Source organism: Paenibacillus sp. F411 (genome assembly GCF_017582705.1).
Taxonomy (GTDB): domain Bacteria; phylum Bacillota; class Bacilli; order Paenibacillales; family Paenibacillaceae; genus Paenibacillus_AQ; species Paenibacillus_AQ algicola.
The window spans coordinates 62,262-79,408 of sequence record NZ_JAGFIP010000004.1 but is presented as its reverse complement, the minus strand read 5'-3'; the positions used below and the strand labels follow the sequence as shown (position 1 = coordinate 79,408).

The window sequence follows — 17,147 nt, the reverse complement described above, 5'->3', positions numbered from 1 at the left end:
CTCCTTCTACCGCACGGTTGATCCATTTTCCGGCTTTTCTTCATTTCCCTGTAGCAGAGCTTTTCTGTATTCTGTAGGAGATTGGCCGCTCGACTTCTTAAACACTTTGCTAAAATAATTCGGGTCATGGTATCCGACTTCGAATGTGATTTCCTTCATACTCTTGTTTGGATCCAGCATCAGCTGCTTCGACCGTTCGATGCGGCATTCCGTTAAAAAATCAATATAATTGATGCCAAGCTGCTCCTTGAACAGCTTACTAATATAAAAGGGATTCAAGCCTACCTGCCTGCTGATCATATCCAGAGAAATGTTCTCATGCGAATGCTCGAAAATGTATTGTTTCATCGTATGAATCGTTTCTGTCGATGCATGCTGGTAAAATTGTTCATATGCCTGCTCAAGATGTTGCAAAATATGCAGAGTTTCCGTACAAAACTGCCGATAATCCTGAGCCTGAAAGGTATACATGGGTGCCGGGAGCATAATCCCAAGCTCGCTTAATATTCGAGTGGTCAACCACAACACCTCTAAAATCCGTTGCTGAGCCTGAATCAGTGGAATTTGCTCTTGTTCAAATGAGCGGATCAGTTCCATCACACTACTTAGAACCTGTTTCCAACGTCCCAGCCTGATATGATCCAGCAGCTGCCTTTCCTGCTCTCGATTCAGTATTTCTCTAACGGAATTGATTACAGGCAAATCTTCGTAAAATCGGTACTTAACTGCTGATGTTGTTGTATGAATTGAAGAAAGCAAGGCTTCTTGAAAAGATTGTTTACTATCATGCAGGGAGCTGCATACACCACCGATGCCCACAAACCATCCTTCCTTTGAAGGCGAAGCCACACGCAGTATCTCTTGGGCAATATCTACCGCTTGAGCGCGGAAGGACCGGTCCGGTCGACGAAAGACGAATACAGGAATTTGTAGACCGCACATTGCACCAACCCAGCAGGAGCAGGCATTTTTCAATCTTTTTTTAACTGCTCTATACAGTAACTCTTTGTTTTCAGATAGTGTGATTTGGACGGCGAACATTTCGTTTGAAGAACTTTCACCAATCAGGTCCAGCAATTCTTGTAAATGGATATCATGCACATGATCAAATAATAACTGAGTCACGATGTCAGTTTCGATCAGCGGTATAGTCTTCTCCATAGCAGCCTGCTGGCTGGAAAGCTGGGAACGGTACAATCGTTCTTCTCCAATCTGCTCCAGCACTCTGCTAACCGTCGCGACAATTTCGCGGGCTTTACTTGGTTTGAGCAGATAATCCTTCACGCCCAGCTTGATGGCCTGACGAGCATATTCGAAGGTGTCAAACGCAGTAACCATAATAAAACGAATCCACGGATTCTCCTCAGCAATGATCTGTATCGCCTCCAGACCCGTGATGCCTGGCATTTTGATATCCATTAAAACGAGATCCGGTTGAAACCTGCGTACCCATTCTATCGCAGCATTGCCGCTGGAGGCTTCTTCGATCATCAGGTTGGGATAACCACGCTGCAATATCAGACGAAGTCCTTCCCGCTCTATTCGTTCATCATCCACGACCAGTATTTTGTACATCGTTTTCGCTCCCCCTTATCTTTGGCAGATTTAAGATGACTTTTGTTCCCGCACCGGAAGTACTTTGTATAACAATCACATTCGATATATGATAAAACAACCTCAGTCGCTGGACGACATTGCTAAACCCGATCCCGGTAGAATGACTGCTGACCTCTATCTCCTGCTCGTTAAGAATAGAATGTATTAGATGTTCTGGAATACCCGGACCGTCGTCTTCAATGATTACACACACATAATCTGTTTCATCCCTGATTCTAAATTGAATGACTCCGCCCAGCTCCCTGGGCTCCACAGCATGTGTGATAGCGTTTTCAATTATGGGCTGAAGAGTAAGGCCGGGAATCTGAATGTGCATACAGGACTCATCTATTTCTGAGTGAAAATGTAATCGTTCCGAAAACCTTGCTTTTTGAATCTCGATATACTGATTTATCACGCGTACTTCCTCATAAAGTGTTACGGAACGGTTTAAACGTTTAAGATTATATCGAAGAAGACCTGCAACATTGACCAGCAGATCACTTGTTTCTTCAGATCCCTCTAGATAGGCTTTTTTTGAGATCGTATCCAGTGTGTTAAACAAAAAATGCGGGTTGATTTGACTCTGCAGACTGCGAAGCTGGCTTTCCTGGAGCAGTAGCTTATTATCTCGGAGTTCTTTTTCGAGCTGAGCCTTTTCCTGGATTTCTATGATCAGGTTGTTGATATTTACCCTCATTCGCTCAAACATTTTGGCAAGGAACGATATTTCATCACTGGACTGCACTTCAATCTTTAAATCAAATCTACCCTGGGAGAGCTCTTTGGCAGCTCTGCTGAGTGACAGCAGCGGCCTTGTAATACTCAACGAGAACCAGTATGTAAATATGATCAGCAGGAATGTAATCAACAACAGCAGCCACAAGCCCAGCCTTTTTAACGCCTCTGATTTTTCCATAATTCCTTGATAAAACGGATAATACGTATTCAATTCCTTATTGATCAGTGTCAAGGTCATTTCAGAGATGTACATGGAGATTCGAGTAGCTTCTGCAAACGTCTGACCAACTTCTTCTGTATCTTTCTCCGCCTGTAGCACCAGTGTGCGGTCCGCGGCCTCAGCGAGACTGTCCATCATATGAATATAATTGCTCAGTTCAAATTCATTATCAGCATTGCGTAGCTTGTACACTTCATATTTCGCTTCATGAATTTTTTGTTTACTGGTTCCCAGAACTTCTTTTTGCGCCGTCTCCGATGAGTGCAAATAATTGTTTAATGAAGAGATCAGTTCTTTACTAGCGATGCTTGCTTCATTCATACTGATGTATCGCTGCAGTATTTCGTTGTACTGCTCTTGGGTCTGCTGATTGTAGTAAGTTAACGCAATCCATATGGAAGCCATAAGGCTGAGAACGACGGCGGCAAGAATCCAGATTTTTTTCAGAATACTGATATTCATGGGCGGCTGATCGCCTTAACCATCGTGATATCTGTATAATAGCCGTCCACATCCAGTGGAATAGTCTTACCTTCCAGCCATCTCACCATCAGATTCACACTGGTTTTTCCTATCTCTTCGGGCGATTGTTCTATCATCCCGTCCAGCTTGCCTGTCTCCAGCAGAGACCTCGTTTCAGGACTGTCATCAAACGAATAAATAAGATATCTTCCGTTTTGATAGCGCTTACCTATCGCATTAACCAAGGCATCCGTAATATTCGAGCTTACGGCTACGAAAGCATCCGCATTCGGATATTTGTTCATCATCTCTCTTGCAGAGCTGATGACTTTCTCCCGCTCATCAGAGGTCTCCGAATAGACAGTTACGAGCTCGGGATAGGCTTGAAACACTTCGCGAATTCCTTTTAGACGCTGATCCTGATCATACTGCTGCCTGCTGCCACCGATCAGGATGACCGTGCCTTTAGGGCCCAGTTTGGAAATCAGTTCATTGGCGACCATGCGGCCTGCTGCTGTATGATCTGACCCGACGTAGGTTCTTCTCAAGCTATCGTTCATTGGTACGTCGCTAGCCACGGTAATAACCGGAATCCCGCTTCGACCAGCTTGAATTTTAGTGAGCTCCTTGAATTCTGCCGTGTCCAGCCCCTGAACAATGATACCGTCAACTTTTGAGGCAATAGCGATTTCCATGTGTTTTAAGAAATCATCCTCATTGTTCTCATAACTTCCCCATACCTGCAGGCTGACATGGTTCTTGGCCGCTTCCTTCACTGCTGTCTCGCCGACCGTATCCCAGAAGGGTGTGTTCAGTTCCTGTGTAACTAGCACGAATCGGTACTTTACCTGTTTCTCCTTTAGTTCTGCGGGTACAAGACTGCCGGCTTCATACATACGTTCAACAGACAGAAGGGTAAAATAACAAAGGACCAATCCTGCGATGCTGCACATCACTACGACCGTCTTGCGCAATTCCAGCGACCTCCTTAGCCGAAATGAGATTTTTCAGTTCGCATTGTTTTACAATTATAAAGGCATCGGATATATAAATAAAGATGAGATTTGTGATCATCGGCGAACTCAAAAAAAGCAGCCCTGAACGGGCTGCTTGATTAATATATGCATGCTTATTCCACAGACGGCTTCGACAGCCTTTGGATCAGTCGCTGACGATCATCCTCGTCTAATGTGTACTGCACCTGGAAACAGCCAGAGCAGACGTACATATTCACATGAATCGGCGAGGATAGCAGCGGGCCCTGCAGATGGGGGAGCTGGACAGGCTGGAAGCCTTCTCCGCCCATAGCCTGCTTGCCGGCAAACAGCATGTACTCCCGGCAGTGAATGCATTCAGGCACTTCATCCTGATGATCCAGCGCTTTTTCGACCCCCTCTTCGTAAGAAATGAGGTCATAATCATCACCGTACTGCTCCAGCACCCGAACGCCCGGATCCAAAGTGGTTTCACCGCTCCAGAAAGGCTGGTTAAACCCTACAACCTCTTCTGGATCTTCACTATATTTATCCTCTGAAGCCTCATCTGCCTCAGCTTCTATATCCATCTCTACATTGATCGTCCGGTAGCCCTTCAGCTCATTCTCGCAGTGCGGGCAATGCTCCTCCGGTCCGATCTCTTCGTCCCACACAATCTCACTCTGACACCAGGGACAGACTATCGGTTCCATTGTTTCATTCATCCTTTCACAGCCTTTGGCGTCATCGCCAATGCAGTCTTATGACTCCTAATTAATTCATCGACAAGTATACAATGCCTGACACCATAAAAAGCAAGGCGGCCACAAACAAAATTCTAGGTAAATATTTCAAGCTCCTCAACCTCCGTTAAGTAATGCCAGCTCCGATCACATAGGAGAGAGAAACGGTGATAATCAGAACAATCAAGCCGACAGCCCGATTGTCACGTCCGATCTCCTCATCTACGGAAAACACCGGCGTCATAAATTCCAGCAGCAAATAAGCAGCCAGCAGTAAAATGAAGCCGAAGAACGACCATTTCATCATGCCATATACGGTCTCATTATGCTCAATGCAGAAACGTATGATATTGCAGATGCCAAAAATTTTGCCGCCCGTCGCCATGGCCGCCGCCACATTGCCTTTCCGAATCTCGTCCCAGCATTTGTACTTGGTGACCCATTCGAAGCAGGCCAGATATACGATCAAAGCCAGAATAGCGACCGAAAAATAGCCGATTAGCGCTCCCACCGGATGGGACAGCAGCCCATCAACGGCTTCCATCATCTCAGATTCCCTCCCCCGCTGCGTTGCCACATCACCTGGCGGTTATTTCAGCTCTGCAATCGTCACGCCGGTACCGCCTTCGCCGTAATTGCCAAGCCGGTAGCTCTTGACATGACGGTGTCTCCGCAAATATTCCTGAATACCGGTGCGCAGTATGCCCGTCCCTTTGCCGTGGATAATGTACACCTGTCCGAGATTGCCAAGAAACGCCTCGTCAATAAAGCGGTCTACGGCGATTAACGCCTCTTCCAGGTTCTCGCCCCGCAAATCCAGCTCACTTCGGGTATTGGCGTCCCGGGTACGCTTGAGGACGGTTGCTGTTTTTTGCGGCTTGGCGGCCTCTTTGCCGTTTCCGCTGGACACCAGCTCCAGATCACTTAAAGCGACCTTCATCTTCATAATCCCCAGCTGAACCAGAGCTTCCTTGCTCCCTGCCATTTCCACAACATGGCCTTTTTGATTCAGGCTGTATACCATAACTTCATCCCCGGCGCTGATGGCCCGCTTCTCATTCGCGCTTCGCTTCGCCGCCGATTTCTTCTTCTGCTCCGGTTCTGCCTCATCCAGCCTCTTGCGGGCGGCGATCAGCTTATGCTCCTTCACAGAGGCGCCTTCCTCCTGCGCCAGCTTCCGTAGATCCGCGATAATCTCCTCTGCCTCGCTGCGTGCTTTGTCCACCAGGCTGCGGGCTTCCTGCCGCGCCTTGTCCACCAGCTTGTCACGCTGCTCTTCCAGCCTCTCCAGCTCGCGGCTGTGCCGCGCCCGAAGCTCCTCCAGCTCTTGACGCACCGCCTGAGCCTGCTCCCGCTCTACCTCGGCTCCGTGACGGTTCTCCTCCAGCGATGCAATCATATGCTCGATACGCTGATCCTCTTCCTTCACTTCTCCGCGGGCGAACTCCAGAATGTGCAGGGGCAGTCCCAGGCGCTCGGCAATCGCAAACGCGTTGCTTCGGCCCGGTACGCCGACAAGGAGCCGGTATGTCGGACTCAGCGTCTGAACATCAAACTCCATGCTGGCATTGATCAGCCCTTTGCGCTCATAGGCATAAGCCTTTAGCTCGGAATAGTGAGTTGTTGCAATCATGCGGCAGCCCTTTTGATGAATGTGCTCCAGAATGGCAATCGCAAGCGCGGAGCCCTCAGCAGGGTCCGTGCCGGCACCGACCTCATCCAGCAGCACCAGACTCTTCTCTGTCATCCGGCCAAGAATAGAAATAATGTTTGTCATATGGCTGGAAAAAGTACTCAAGCTCTGCTCAATGCTCTGCTCATCGCCGATATCCGCATAAATGGCATCGAAGACGCACATGCGGCTTCCTTCCTGCGCCGGGATGAACAGCCCGGACATGGCCATCAGGCTGAGGAGACCGACGGTTTTGAGCGTTACCGTCTTACCGCCCGTATTAGGACCTGTCACAATAATTGAGGTAAAATCATTGCCCAGCTCCGCATCCAGCGGCACGACCTGCTCTGCAGGAATGAGCGGATGGCGACCCTTTTTAATTTTTAGATATCCTCTGTCGTTCATCACGGGCAGGGTGGATTTACTCACATGAGCCAGGCGCGCTTTAGCAAAAATAAAATCCAGCTGGCCGCATACATCGACATCATAAGCAAGCAGCTCGACCTGTTCTCCGACAAGCGCAGTCAGCTTCTGCAGAATGATCTCAATCTCGCGCTCTTCCTTCATTCGCGTTTCGCGGAGCTTGTTGTTCATCATGACAATGGACTCCGGCTCAATGAACAGTGTCGCTCCCGAGCCTGACTGATCGTGCACGATCCCGCCGAAATACGAGCGGTACTCCGCCTTGACCGGAATGACGAACCGGTCTCCCCGAATGGTGATGAGCTGATCCTGCAGCATTTTGGCGACGGTCTGGGAACGGATCATGCCTTCGAGCTTCTCCCGAATCCGCGCCTCACCGCCCCGCAGCTCCCGGCGAATCTTGGCAAGCTCTGCACTTGCCGTATCCACCACCTCTGCGCTGTCATCAATGCACAGCCGGATGCTGTCCTCAAGCGGCTTCTGCTCCGAAATGAAATCACTCAGCTGATACAGCCGTTCAATCTTCTCATCCTCATGAATCTGCGCGATCAACCGCTTCAGCCGCCGGGAGCCAAGAATGGTATTGGCTATTGCGAGCAGCTCATGCGCATTGAGCGTACCGCCGATCGCCGCTCGTTTGAGAGGCTCGTTTATGTTACTAATTCCCCGGAAGGAGGGCGTTCCCTTCAAGCGATCCACCGTGTACGCTTCATCGGTAATTGACAGCAGGCGGATCACGTCATCCAGCATCACGCTGGGCCGCAGCTGCTCACAGGCCTCCTTGCCCATCGTAGTCTGGGTATATCCTGCCAATGTATTTAAAATTTTACGGTATTCAAGTGTGTGTAGAATCTTTTCGTCCAAGAAGCACAACTCCTCTCATGCATGACCTTATTATAACGAAGTGCTCCGTGTTTCGCTATTTCTAAACCTCTAAACTCTTGTTCACCAATTCTACATAATGAACATGAAGCATTGTCCCGCATTTTACGTTATCATAAACAAAGATACGGTTTTACATTATTTATGGTAAGGGGAGAGCTATTCATGAAAAAAGCCTTAATGTCTCTGTTATCCCTCATGCTTCTGTTCGTGCTTGCAGCATGCGGTGGAAATAATGACGCGTCCTCCGGGGGAGCAGTTACCGATCCCGCAGTTGCACCTGAAGCGGAGCTGGTCATCTCGGCAACGAACTATGAGTTCAATCAGCAGGAGTATACGCTGAAGAAGGGCGTTCCGGTTGAAATCAAGTATGAAAATAAGGAAGGAAATCATGGCATTATGATCCCGGCACTTGGTGTGCAGCTGGATCGCAACAAGGATTCGATCGTGGTGACCCCGGACAAGACTGGCACCTTCGACATTTCCTGCTCGATCATGTGCGGAACAGGACATTCACAGATGATCTCCAAGCTTATTATTGAAGAATAAACAAGACAACAACCTCCGGCATGTTCGATGGCGATCCATCGAAAGCCGGAGGTTGTTGTTTGTCAGCTCTGATCTTGCTCAATCAGCTCAATCCACTCATTATATTCTACCTGCAGCTTAGCATATTCATCCTGAAGCTTCTGATGCTCCTCTTCAAGCTGGGCTGCATGTCCGGACTGCATTTCCTGCTGCGTCTGAAGCAGCCGGTATTGATGGGAAATAATCTCATACTGTTCCCCTAATTCCGACAGCTGACAGGATATATCCTGTTTCTCCTGCAGCAGCTGATCCTGGCTCTGCTCGGACGCTGCAATCTGCTCCTGCCAGGATTTCAGCTCTTCCTTCCATGCGGCTTCCTGCTGCTCCCATTGATCCTTAAAGCGTGATAAGGAGTCCGCCTCCGACTGCCATTCCTCTAGCTCCGCCTCCACCTGCTTCAGGCGGTCTGTCAGGCTGCTCTCCTTGGCTTCCTGCTCGGCGGAACGTCTGCGCAGCTGCTCCAGCTGCACGGATGCTTCATGATATTCTTCCTCCAGCATTCCATACAGCTTGCGGGTCTCTTCTTCCTGACGATACGCTTCGGCTCTTCCTTGCTCAGCCTTCTCCAGCTGCAGCTGCAGCTCTTTGCGCTCCTGCTCCGCCGTCTGGCGGCGGGAGCTCTGAAGGCGTGCTTCCTCCTTCAGACCCTCAGCCTCTTCACGCAGCTCAGAGAGCTCCTGATCCTGCCCTTCAGCAGCCTCCAGTGCCTGTACAAGCTGAAGCTCCAGATGATCCTTCTCGCCCTGACGCTCTTCCGCCAAGGACTTCCAGGTTGAGCATTCATTCACAGTCTGCTCCAGATCCTCATGCAGCTTGCGGGAATGCTCATTAGCATCGACCACCAGGCGCTGCAGCCGCCGCCGCTCCTCTTCCGAAGCAGCAGCCTGGCTCTTCAGGCCATCGCGTTCTTGAATCAGCTTCTCTGCCTGGGTCTTTGCAGTCTCCAGCTGCTGCTTGAAGGCTTGGTGCTCCCCGGTTACGGTCTCCAGCTTCTTCCGAGCCTGCTCCAGCTGGTTCTTCAGCGATGATTCCTGCTGCTTCAAGACGGCCAGCTCCTGATCCCGGCTGGCAGCCTGCTTATGCAGAGCTGCTGCTGCCTCCTGCTGGGAGGCAAGCCTTGTTTCTAGCTCCTTCACGGCGGACTGGTGTCGCGATTCCTGCTGGGAAGAAGACTGCTTGTACTTCTCTTCCATTTCCCGAACACTCTGAGTATGGCGGCTTTCGGCCTCTCTTAACGCCTTGGAATGGCTGTATTCCAGCTGGCTTGCAGTCTCGGTATGCTGCTCTGTCAGCTGCTTCACTGCCTGCTCCCGGCTTTGCTCCAGCTCCTCCACCTGCAGTGCATGCTGAAGCTCCAGCTCTTCGAGGGCCTCCTGGCGCTCCCGCTTCAGCTCCTCTTCGGCGGCTCGATGTCCCTGCTGCAAGCCTTCCACCTCGTCCCGATGCTGCTGCTCCAAAGCCTCCACCTTCGCCTGGTGCTGCTGCTTCAGCTCTTCTATGGCTGCCTGATGGCGGCTCTCCAGCTGCTGAACAAGCTCCTGCTGCTGGGTCTCCAGCTGCTCGGCCAGCTCCAGATATTCGCGCTGCAAGGACTCCACTTCTTCCGCATGCTTCTGCTTCATCTGCTCCGCGGACTGCACCGCCTCAGCAAGCTCCTGCTGCAGCTGCTCCAGGAGCTGCTGCTGATCCTGGGTAAGCTTGTCCATATCGCCCTTGTACTTCTGCTCCAGCTCCTGCAGCTTGCGCTTGTAGCTCTGCTCCGACTGCTCGGCAGACTGCTTATGGCTCTTCTGCAGCGCCTGCAGCTGTCCTTCCTGCTGGGCCTTCCATTCTTCCTGCGCCTGCTTATATTTCTTCTCCCACTCCTGGGTTTTGTTTCTCAGCTGATCCTGCAGCTGCTGCTTCTCCTTGGAAAGCTCGGCAGAACGCCCGCTCTCCTTCTCCTGCAGCTCCTTGCTGCGCTTGGCATCTGCAGTAAGGCTCTCCTTGGCTGCTTGAAGCTCGGTTACGAGCCCCGTCTTCTCCTTCAGCTGCTGTTCCAGGCTGCTCTTCGTCTCCTTCAGCTGCTGCTCTAAGCTGCCCTTCGTTTCTTTCAGCTGCTGCTCCAGGCCACCCTTCATCTGCTCAAATCGCTGCTGCTGCTCAGAGAGCAGGCCCTGCACCCGGGCGAGCTCGGAACGGAGCTCGCTGCGCTCAGACGTAAGCAGCTTGACCTCCTGCTGAAACTGCTGCAGCTGCACAGCCTCTTCAGCCATATGTACGGCAGCCAGGACCGCGATCCGCGGCGTGTCGAGGCGGGAATGATTCTTGGATATAGAGCGCATACGCTCATCTACATAATTGGCAACCTGCTTCATGTATTCACTGCTGCTGCCGACAAGCTTATAGGAAGTGCCGTAGATTTCTACGGTCACGCGATTACGGTCCGGTGTAGTCACAGTTGTGCCCTCCTTGTATGGTCTGTGGATTCTAGGATGTCTTCACGGCCTTGCCGGGTCTTCACTATGCTATATATATGATTATATAGGAGATGCCTGCCCATGAGAAATTCCTGCCCGGAAAAGAGCCGCCTATCCAGTCATGTATAGGTTCGTGAATGCTCATATTCACGCAAACGGGAAACCTTAGGATGCCAAAAAAACCGCATCGAATGGTGTAATTCGATGCGGCTTCTATGAATTCCTGCTATTTTCTTAATTCCGCTCCAAAAGATTGCTCCAGTGCCGCAACCGCTGTCTCGACAGCGCTGCTAACCTCTTCATCAGTCAACGTACGCTCCTGATGGCGGAAGCTTAGGGAGATGGCGATGCTTTTCTTGCCTTCGCCAAGCTTGCTGCCCTTAAACACGTCAAACACCCGGACGCGCTGCAGCAAATCACCGGCATGCTTCTGCACCGTCTCGATCAGCGCGGCTGCCTCTACCTGCTCATCCACCACAATGGCCAGATCCCGCTCCATTCCCGGATATCTTGGCAAATCACGATAGACGACCGTACTGTTGACAAGCTCATACAGCGGAGCAAGCAGCAGCTCGGCCACATACGTGTCCTCCAGATCCTTATCCTGCTGCAGCTGAGGATGGAGCTGACCCAGTGTGCCCAGCTTGACCTCTCCCAGCGGTGTATCCGCATAGAGTGTAGCTGAACGTCCCGGATGATAATCAGTCGGCTCATCCGCTTTATATTTCACCTGATCTGCAGTCACTCCCAAATAATGAAGGATAGACTCTACCGCTCCCTTGAGATCGAAGAAATCCACAGGCTGCGGCTGAACATTCCATTGCTTCATCCCTTGGCGTCCTGTCAGCAGCAGCGCCAGCGCTGGCTGCTCCTCCGGCTGGCGGGTCAGCTGGTCCTCTTCGGTGTGGAACAGATTGCCCAGCTCAAACAGCGCCAGGTCCGGCTGCTTGCGGTTCATATTATAGACGGCCATATCCAGCAGCTGCGGGAGCAGACTTGTGCGCAGCACGCTGCGGTCTTCGCTCATCGGCATGGACAGCGGAACCGCTTTGCGGCCGGGAACCAGCGAGTGGAAGGTCTTCGCCTGCTGAGGGTCGATGAAGGAGTAGCCCAGCACCTCCTGCCAGCCGCCATGAGTCAGGAAGCGGCGCAGCGCGCGGCGCACCATCTGCGGCTTGGTCAGGGAGCCCGGTGTGGTCTCGCCCTCAATCGCGCTCGTCGGAATGTTATCATACCCGTACAATCTTGCAATTTCTTCGATCAGGTCTACATCCAGCGTAATATCTCCGCGGCGGGTCGGCACCTCCACCTCGATGTGATCCTCGCCGGCATCGCCGAATGGAAAGTGCAGGCGGCTGAACAAGGTTTTGACCTCCAGCAGCGACAGCGCCGTGCCAAGGAGCTTGTTCACTTTAGACAAGGACAGCGTAATCGTCGTCTTCTCGGTCACATCACTGCCGGCCTGGACAACGCCTTGATGAACAGCTCCTCCGGCGTACTCCGCCATCAGGGCTGCGGCGCGGTTCAAGGCAGGAATCACGGCAGCCGGATCCACTTCCTTCTCAAAGCGGGAGCTGGCTTCCGATCGTAGCCCCAGCTGTCTTGATGTCTTGCGCACTGTACCGCCATCGAAACGGGCAGACTCCAGCATAATATTTACGGTCTGATCTGTAACCTCGGAATGAAGTCCACCCATCACGCCTGCAAGCGCAGCAGGACCATTCTCACCCGCAATGACGAGCATATGAGGCTCCAGCTTGCGTTCCTGTCCATCCAGTGTAACCATGCTCTCGCCTTCACGGGCCAGGCGCACCGTAACCCCTCCGCCCGGCAGACGGTCGGCGTCAAACGCGTGCAGCGGCTGACCGTACTCCAGCATGACATAATTCGTAATATCGACGATGTTGTTAATAGGGCGGATGCCGGCAGCCATGAGACGGTTCTGCATCCACAGCGGCGATGTGCCGACGGTTACGCCGGTAATGTAGCGCGCACTGTAATGAGGGCACTGCTCTTCGGCCTCAATGGCTACAGAAATATGCTCTGCCGCCGCTCTGCTCACCTCGACAAGCTGCTCCTGTGGATCAGGCAGCGCCAGCTCGCGGCCCAGAATAGCACTCACCTCGTACGCGGTGCCGAGCATGCTGAGGCAGTCTGAACGGTTGGGCGTAAGATCGAGCTCCAGCACCTGATCATTCAAGCCCAGTACGTCTTCAATCGGCAAGCCGATGACAGTCTGCTCCGGCAGCACCAGAATGCCCTCCTGCAGTTCTTTCGGGAGCAGCTTGTCGTTCATGCCCAGCTCTTTGGCGGAGCAGATCATTCCTTGGGACACAACACCGCGGAGCTTCGCTTTTTTAATATCCAGTCCGCCGGGAAGCTTCGCCCCCACCAGAGCAACCGGCACCTTCTGACCGGCATCTACATTTTTCGCGCCGCATACAATCTGAATATCCTCATCCAGTCCGGCATCCACGATACATACGTTCAGCTTATCGGCATCCGGGTGCTTCTCTTTGCTTTTGACATAGCCGGTAACGACCTTGTGAATCCCCTGATTCCGGTTCTCGATGACATCAATTTCGATGCCAGCCGCTGTAATACGCCGGGCAAGCTCGGGCGCGGTTACCTCGCTCAGGGAAATATATTGGGACAACCATTCGGTTGATACTCTCATGACAAGCTCACTTCCTTTTCACCAAAAATTAAATACGCGCAAACTGCTTCAGGAACGTTAGATCGTTATTGTAGAAATGGCGGATATCATCGACACCGTATTTCAGCATCGCAATCCGCTCTACACCCATACCGAAGGCGAAGCCGCTGAGTGTCTGCGAGTCATAGCCACCCATTTCCAGCACCTTCGGATGGACCATGCCACAGCCCAGAATTTCCAGCCAGCCCGTGTGCTTGCACACCCGGCAGCCGCTGCCGCCGCATTTGACACAGGATACATCAACCTCGGCACTCGGCTCGGTGAACGGAAAGAAGCTCGGACGCAGACGTATCTGGGTGTGCTCGCCGAACATTTCCTGAACGAACTGCAGCAGCGTGCCTTTCAGGTCACTCATGCGGATTCCCTCGCCAATCACAAGCCCCTCAATCTGATGGAACTGGAAGGAATGCGTCGCGTCGTCGTCGTCGCGGCGGAACACGCGTCCCGGACAAATAATTCTGACCGGTGTTTCTCCCTTCTTGGCTAGCATCGTCCGGGCCTGAACCGGGGACGTCTGTGTGCGCATCAGCAGGTCCTCGGTCAGGTAGAAGGAGTCCTGCATGTCGCGTGCCGGATGGTTTTTGGGCAGATTGAGCGCTTCGAAGTTGAAGTAGTCCGTCTCCACCTCAGGTCCTTCTGCCACCTGATACCCCATGCCGATAAAAATATCCTCAATATCCTGAATCACGCGGCTAAGCGGATGCACTGCACCTTGAGTCATCGGGCGGCCCGGCAGCGTCACATCCACCTTTTCGGCGCGCAGGCGCTCTTCTGTCTCCCGGCGCTGAAACTCCTCCTGCTTCCCGGTAATAAGCTCCTCAATCGCACCGCGAACCTCGTTGCCCACCTGTCCGATGACCGGACGCTCTTCGGCGCTGAGTGCGCCCATCCCTCTCAGAATTTCCGTGAGCGCTCCCTTTTTGCCTAAATACTTGACGCGCAGATCATTCAGGGTCCCGGGGTCCGTGACTCCTTGCAGCTGTCCAAGCGCTTCTTCCTTCAATGCCAATAATTTGTCTTTCATGGTCTTTCACGCCTCCTTGCATAATTGTCCTCTTCCACGCTGTGCACAGAACCAGCAAAAAAAGGCCTTCTCTCCCGTAAAGGGACGAAAAGACCGTGGTACCACCCTTGTTAACCCGTTCTCCATGAAACATGCCATGGCTATGGGGCTCACTTTAACCGACGTAACGGATCGGCGCCCGATATCTCCTACTGTCTCGCGTCCATAGACCCAAGAGTTCAAAGAACTGCTCCGGAGCGAACTTCACCAGCCTGATTCTATGCAGACACTCTCAATCCAAGGCGTCCGCTCCCTGTACAGAAGCACTGCTTACTCTTCTCCATCCCAGCATTTCAAACTATGCACAAAATGATCTGGTATCATTATATGCATTATTGGTGCAGATGACAAGCTGGTGAGCTTATTGCCGGGAGCTCTGTCCACAGAATTGACGTCACACCCCGCGGATAATATTTACTGCCAATCGCAACTCCTGACAACATTTGATCACTCCAGCTCCAGAACGCATTCCGTGGATCTGTCAGCCATGCGACATGAGCTTCGTCAGCTCGACGCCCTAGCTCATCCCAAGGCATTCCCAGGATACGGGTAGCGACGAATTGACACAAGTAGATTTTGCTCAGCCAAGAATTATCACTGGTTGAAGAAAGCTTCCAGCCTCCATCCTCAAACAAACAGATGCCGGGGCGGAGCACATGCTCAAGATGGCGCTTCATGGCAGCGATGTAGGATGCGAAACGTCCATTCTTGTCAAGCGCATCAATACAGCCGAACGCGTACGGAAATACAAGTCCTTCAATAGCAGGAATAATCTTGGAATCGTTATTTTCTCCCAAGATGGCAGGAATATAGCCGTCTTCCTTGGCGAAGGAGACTATTGATGTGGCACAGCGATCTGCCTGTTCCGCAGCAATGCCTGCGGAGACGTCGTTGCCGGCATTGCGAAAGATTTGCTCGAGAGCCACATAGGCAGCCCAGCATTTACCGGCCAGGTAGATGTTGTTACGCGCTTGACCGAGCGATTGATCCAGACTGTCGTACGTCGTAATTTCTGCCCCTCCCTTGCAGCGAGAACTGTCTAGTCCCATAATGCCGTTGCGCTTCGAGGGATCCGGATGATCCCTGTTCAGCATGCTGGTCAGACATTGCTCCAGTAGCGGGAGCCGTTTCTCAAGCCACAGCGTGTCATTCGTACGATGAACGTATACCGCAGCGCATAATAGCCAATTAACCAGTTGCTCGTGAGTCATCTGGGAGAAGCAGTCATCCAGCCCCGCCAATTCATACGCAGAATGGCCGGGACGTGAAAAGGAGTTACCCACACCCATGTCGTGCGTGAAGCTGATCCCGCCGGGATACAGCGTATCGTCATTGGGGAACAAGACCTGATCCTGATAGCTGTAGCGGTCTGCATAAAGATCCAGCTCACAGCGAACCGTCCACGGATTCATCCGGATTTCATAGAACAACTGGTCCACGGTCAGATCAAATGTATTCATCATCCGATACTCGCCTTCGTTCACATTCCAGAGCGGCTTGCCGTTCCAATCCAGCAGTTGAGTGCTGCCGTAGTAGCTTCGGATCGATTGAGCCAGCATGAAGCGCTGATCCTCGGACAATCCGGTGCCAGCCAACCAAGTATCCGCCTCGAGAGCACGGGACTTTAATTCCTTAAAGTACTCCAGAGCAAACCTGGCGGCTGCTTCAATATTTGCGAAGTAATTCGTATACCAGTAGCTGGCATCGATATCGGTTGTCACATAACCGCCACGATAGAAACAAAGGGCGAATCGGTACGTTCGTTTCATCCCTGCAGGTGTTTCCATCAGCAGTGCACCGACACCGCCCAACCCGAAATCGTAATTTTCTTCATGTTCATTTGTAATCAGCTTCTCCATCGAGAAATGCTGTGTCGGCGTCACGTCTTCATCCATGGTCGCTATCAAGGACATGCGTCCTTGCCCAACGCCGCAGATGCCACCGGTTAACTCCGGCTTTAGTCTCCTCATTACGCTGTACGGATCCGCACCCTGATATCCGAACCATGCCTTGCGCGGTTGAGTCCCTTGAGTATTGTCGACTGTCACCTCAGCGATCACGGCCGGAACAAGTACCATACGCAGCTCTTCTTCTCCAGCTTTCTCTGGATCGGGAACAGGACTCATCTGAGAATAAATCGAGAAGGTCAAGTCGCCAGCGCGCCATACGTCACTGCCGACACTGAAGCTCCTCTGAATCTCCTCCTGGTCGTACCTTTGCAGCAGTCTCTGTGATTTAGGCTCATCCGGAGAGTGCTCTGAGCTGTACCGTTTACTTTCATCTTCACCCGCCTCAAAAAAAGGAAGCCCACAGTAGACTGCACCAGCGGCGTCTTCAAGCAGCAAGAATACGTTCTCCTTTGGTGGCTGGCCTCTCTCCAAGTCAAAACCTCCGCTTGCCCCTGGAAATCCGAGTGTAAAGCTCGAGAATGCCCCGATCGGAGAATGATGTGCGTTGAAAAATTGTGGAGTTGTCATTCAGTTTTTCATCCCTTCCTTCATAATAGTCTAACAATACGAAGGAAATGAGTAAAAATGGATGGGCAAACCGTGCAACTTTATGGACAAAGCTTACCTGACTAATAATGAATTGACTATAATAGAGAGCA

At 51.9% G+C, this 17,147-nt stretch carries 11 protein-coding genes; 1 reads left to right on the top strand and 10 read right to left on the bottom strand.

The features are described from left to right. Window positions 1-6 precede the first annotated feature (6 nt). The 6 genes from JJQ72_RS05860 to JJQ72_RS05835 form a co-directional block, all read right to left on the bottom strand. On the bottom strand, window positions 7-1,575 hold the full coding sequence (locus tag JJQ72_RS05860) for a response regulator (RefSeq protein WP_208203050.1): 1,569 nt from the start codon (window positions 1,573-1,575) through the stop codon (window positions 7-9). Then, on the bottom strand, window positions 1,550-3,019 hold the full coding sequence (locus tag JJQ72_RS05855; protein WP_208203049.1) for a sensor histidine kinase: 1,470 nt from the start codon (window positions 3,017-3,019) through the stop codon (window positions 1,550-1,552). The genes JJQ72_RS05860 and JJQ72_RS05855 overlap by 26 nt, the downstream gene beginning before the upstream one ends. Further along, a complete protein-coding gene (locus JJQ72_RS05850; RefSeq protein WP_208203048.1) occupies window positions 3,016-3,993 on the bottom strand; it encodes a sugar ABC transporter substrate-binding protein in 978 nt (325 codons plus the stop codon). Before JJQ72_RS05850 ends, JJQ72_RS05855 begins: the two co-directional genes overlap by 4 nt. Before the next feature lie 155 nt (window positions 3,994-4,148). After that, complete coding sequence (locus JJQ72_RS05845) at window positions 4,149-4,706, bottom strand: hypothetical protein (RefSeq protein ID WP_208203047.1); 558 nt, start codon at window positions 4,704-4,706, stop codon at window positions 4,149-4,151. 157 nt (window positions 4,707-4,863) lie between these two features. Beyond that, window positions 4,864-5,283 carry a DUF350 domain-containing protein gene (locus tag JJQ72_RS05840; RefSeq protein ID WP_138226705.1) on the bottom strand — a complete coding sequence of 140 codons (420 nt, stop codon included), beginning with the start codon at window positions 5,281-5,283 and terminating at the stop codon, window positions 4,864-4,866. A 42-nt stretch (window positions 5,284-5,325) separates the two neighbouring features. Then, window positions 5,326-7,695 carry an endonuclease MutS2 gene (locus JJQ72_RS05835; protein ID WP_208203046.1) on the bottom strand — a complete coding sequence of 790 codons (2,370 nt, stop codon included), beginning with the start codon at window positions 7,693-7,695 and terminating at the stop codon, window positions 5,326-5,328. Window positions 7,696-7,878: 183 nt separating this feature from the next. On the opposite strand from JJQ72_RS05835, the gene JJQ72_RS05830 reads away from it, so the two are divergent. Continuing rightward, a complete protein-coding gene (locus tag JJQ72_RS05830) occupies window positions 7,879-8,262 on the top strand; it encodes a cupredoxin domain-containing protein (RefSeq protein WP_138226707.1) in 384 nt (127 codons plus the stop codon). 62 nt (window positions 8,263-8,324) lie between these two features. Here JJQ72_RS05830 and zapA read toward each other — a convergent pair whose 3' ends face one another. From zapA to JJQ72_RS05810, 4 genes are all read right to left on the bottom strand, one after another. Next, window positions 8,325-10,739 (bottom strand): cell division protein ZapA, encoded by a 2,415-nt coding sequence (gene zapA, locus JJQ72_RS05825; RefSeq protein ID WP_208203045.1) that lies wholly within the window; start codon window positions 10,737-10,739, stop codon window positions 8,325-8,327. Window positions 10,740-10,986: 247 nt separating this feature from the next. Then, window positions 10,987-13,437: a phenylalanine--tRNA ligase subunit beta gene (gene pheT, locus JJQ72_RS05820; RefSeq protein ID WP_208203044.1), complete on the bottom strand. Its 2,451-nt coding sequence runs from the start codon at window positions 13,435-13,437 to the stop codon at window positions 10,987-10,989. Between the two features lie 28 nt (window positions 13,438-13,465). Then, window positions 13,466-14,500 (bottom strand): phenylalanine--tRNA ligase subunit alpha, encoded by a 1,035-nt coding sequence (gene pheS, locus JJQ72_RS05815; protein WP_138226710.1) that lies wholly within the window; start codon window positions 14,498-14,500, stop codon window positions 13,466-13,468. A gap of 371 nt (window positions 14,501-14,871) precedes the next feature. Then, window positions 14,872-17,016, bottom strand: a complete 2,145-nt coding sequence (locus JJQ72_RS05810) for a glycoside hydrolase family 52 protein (protein WP_208203043.1) — start codon at window positions 17,014-17,016, stop codon at window positions 14,872-14,874. Window positions 17,017-17,147: the final 131 nt, after the last annotated feature.

Coding starts and splice junctions, on each gene's coding strand:
- JJQ72_RS05860 (WP_208203050.1), bottom strand. CDS start 1,575: ATGTACAAAATACTGGTCGTGGATGATGAACGAATAGAGCGGGAAGGA.
- JJQ72_RS05855 (WP_208203049.1), bottom strand. CDS start 3,019: ATGAATATCAGTATTCTGAAAAAAATCTGGATTCTTGCCGCCGTCGTT.
- JJQ72_RS05845 (WP_208203047.1), bottom strand. CDS start 4,706: ATGGAACCGATAGTCTGTCCCTGGTGTCAGAGTGAGATTGTGTGGGAC.
- JJQ72_RS05840 (WP_138226705.1), bottom strand. CDS start 5,283: ATGATGGAAGCCGTTGATGGGCTGCTGTCCCATCCGGTGGGAGCGCTA.
- JJQ72_RS05830 (WP_138226707.1), top strand. CDS start 7,879: ATGAAAAAAGCCTTAATGTCTCTGTTATCCCTCATGCTTCTGTTCGTG.
- pheT (WP_208203044.1), bottom strand. CDS start 13,437: ATGAGAGTATCAACCGAATGGTTGTCCCAATATATTTCCCTGAGCGAG.
- pheS (WP_138226710.1), bottom strand. CDS start 14,500: ATGAAAGACAAATTATTGGCATTGAAGGAAGAAGCGCTTGGACAGCTG.
- JJQ72_RS05810 (WP_208203043.1), bottom strand. CDS start 17,016: ATGACAACTCCACAATTTTTCAACGCACATCATTCTCCGATCGGGGCA.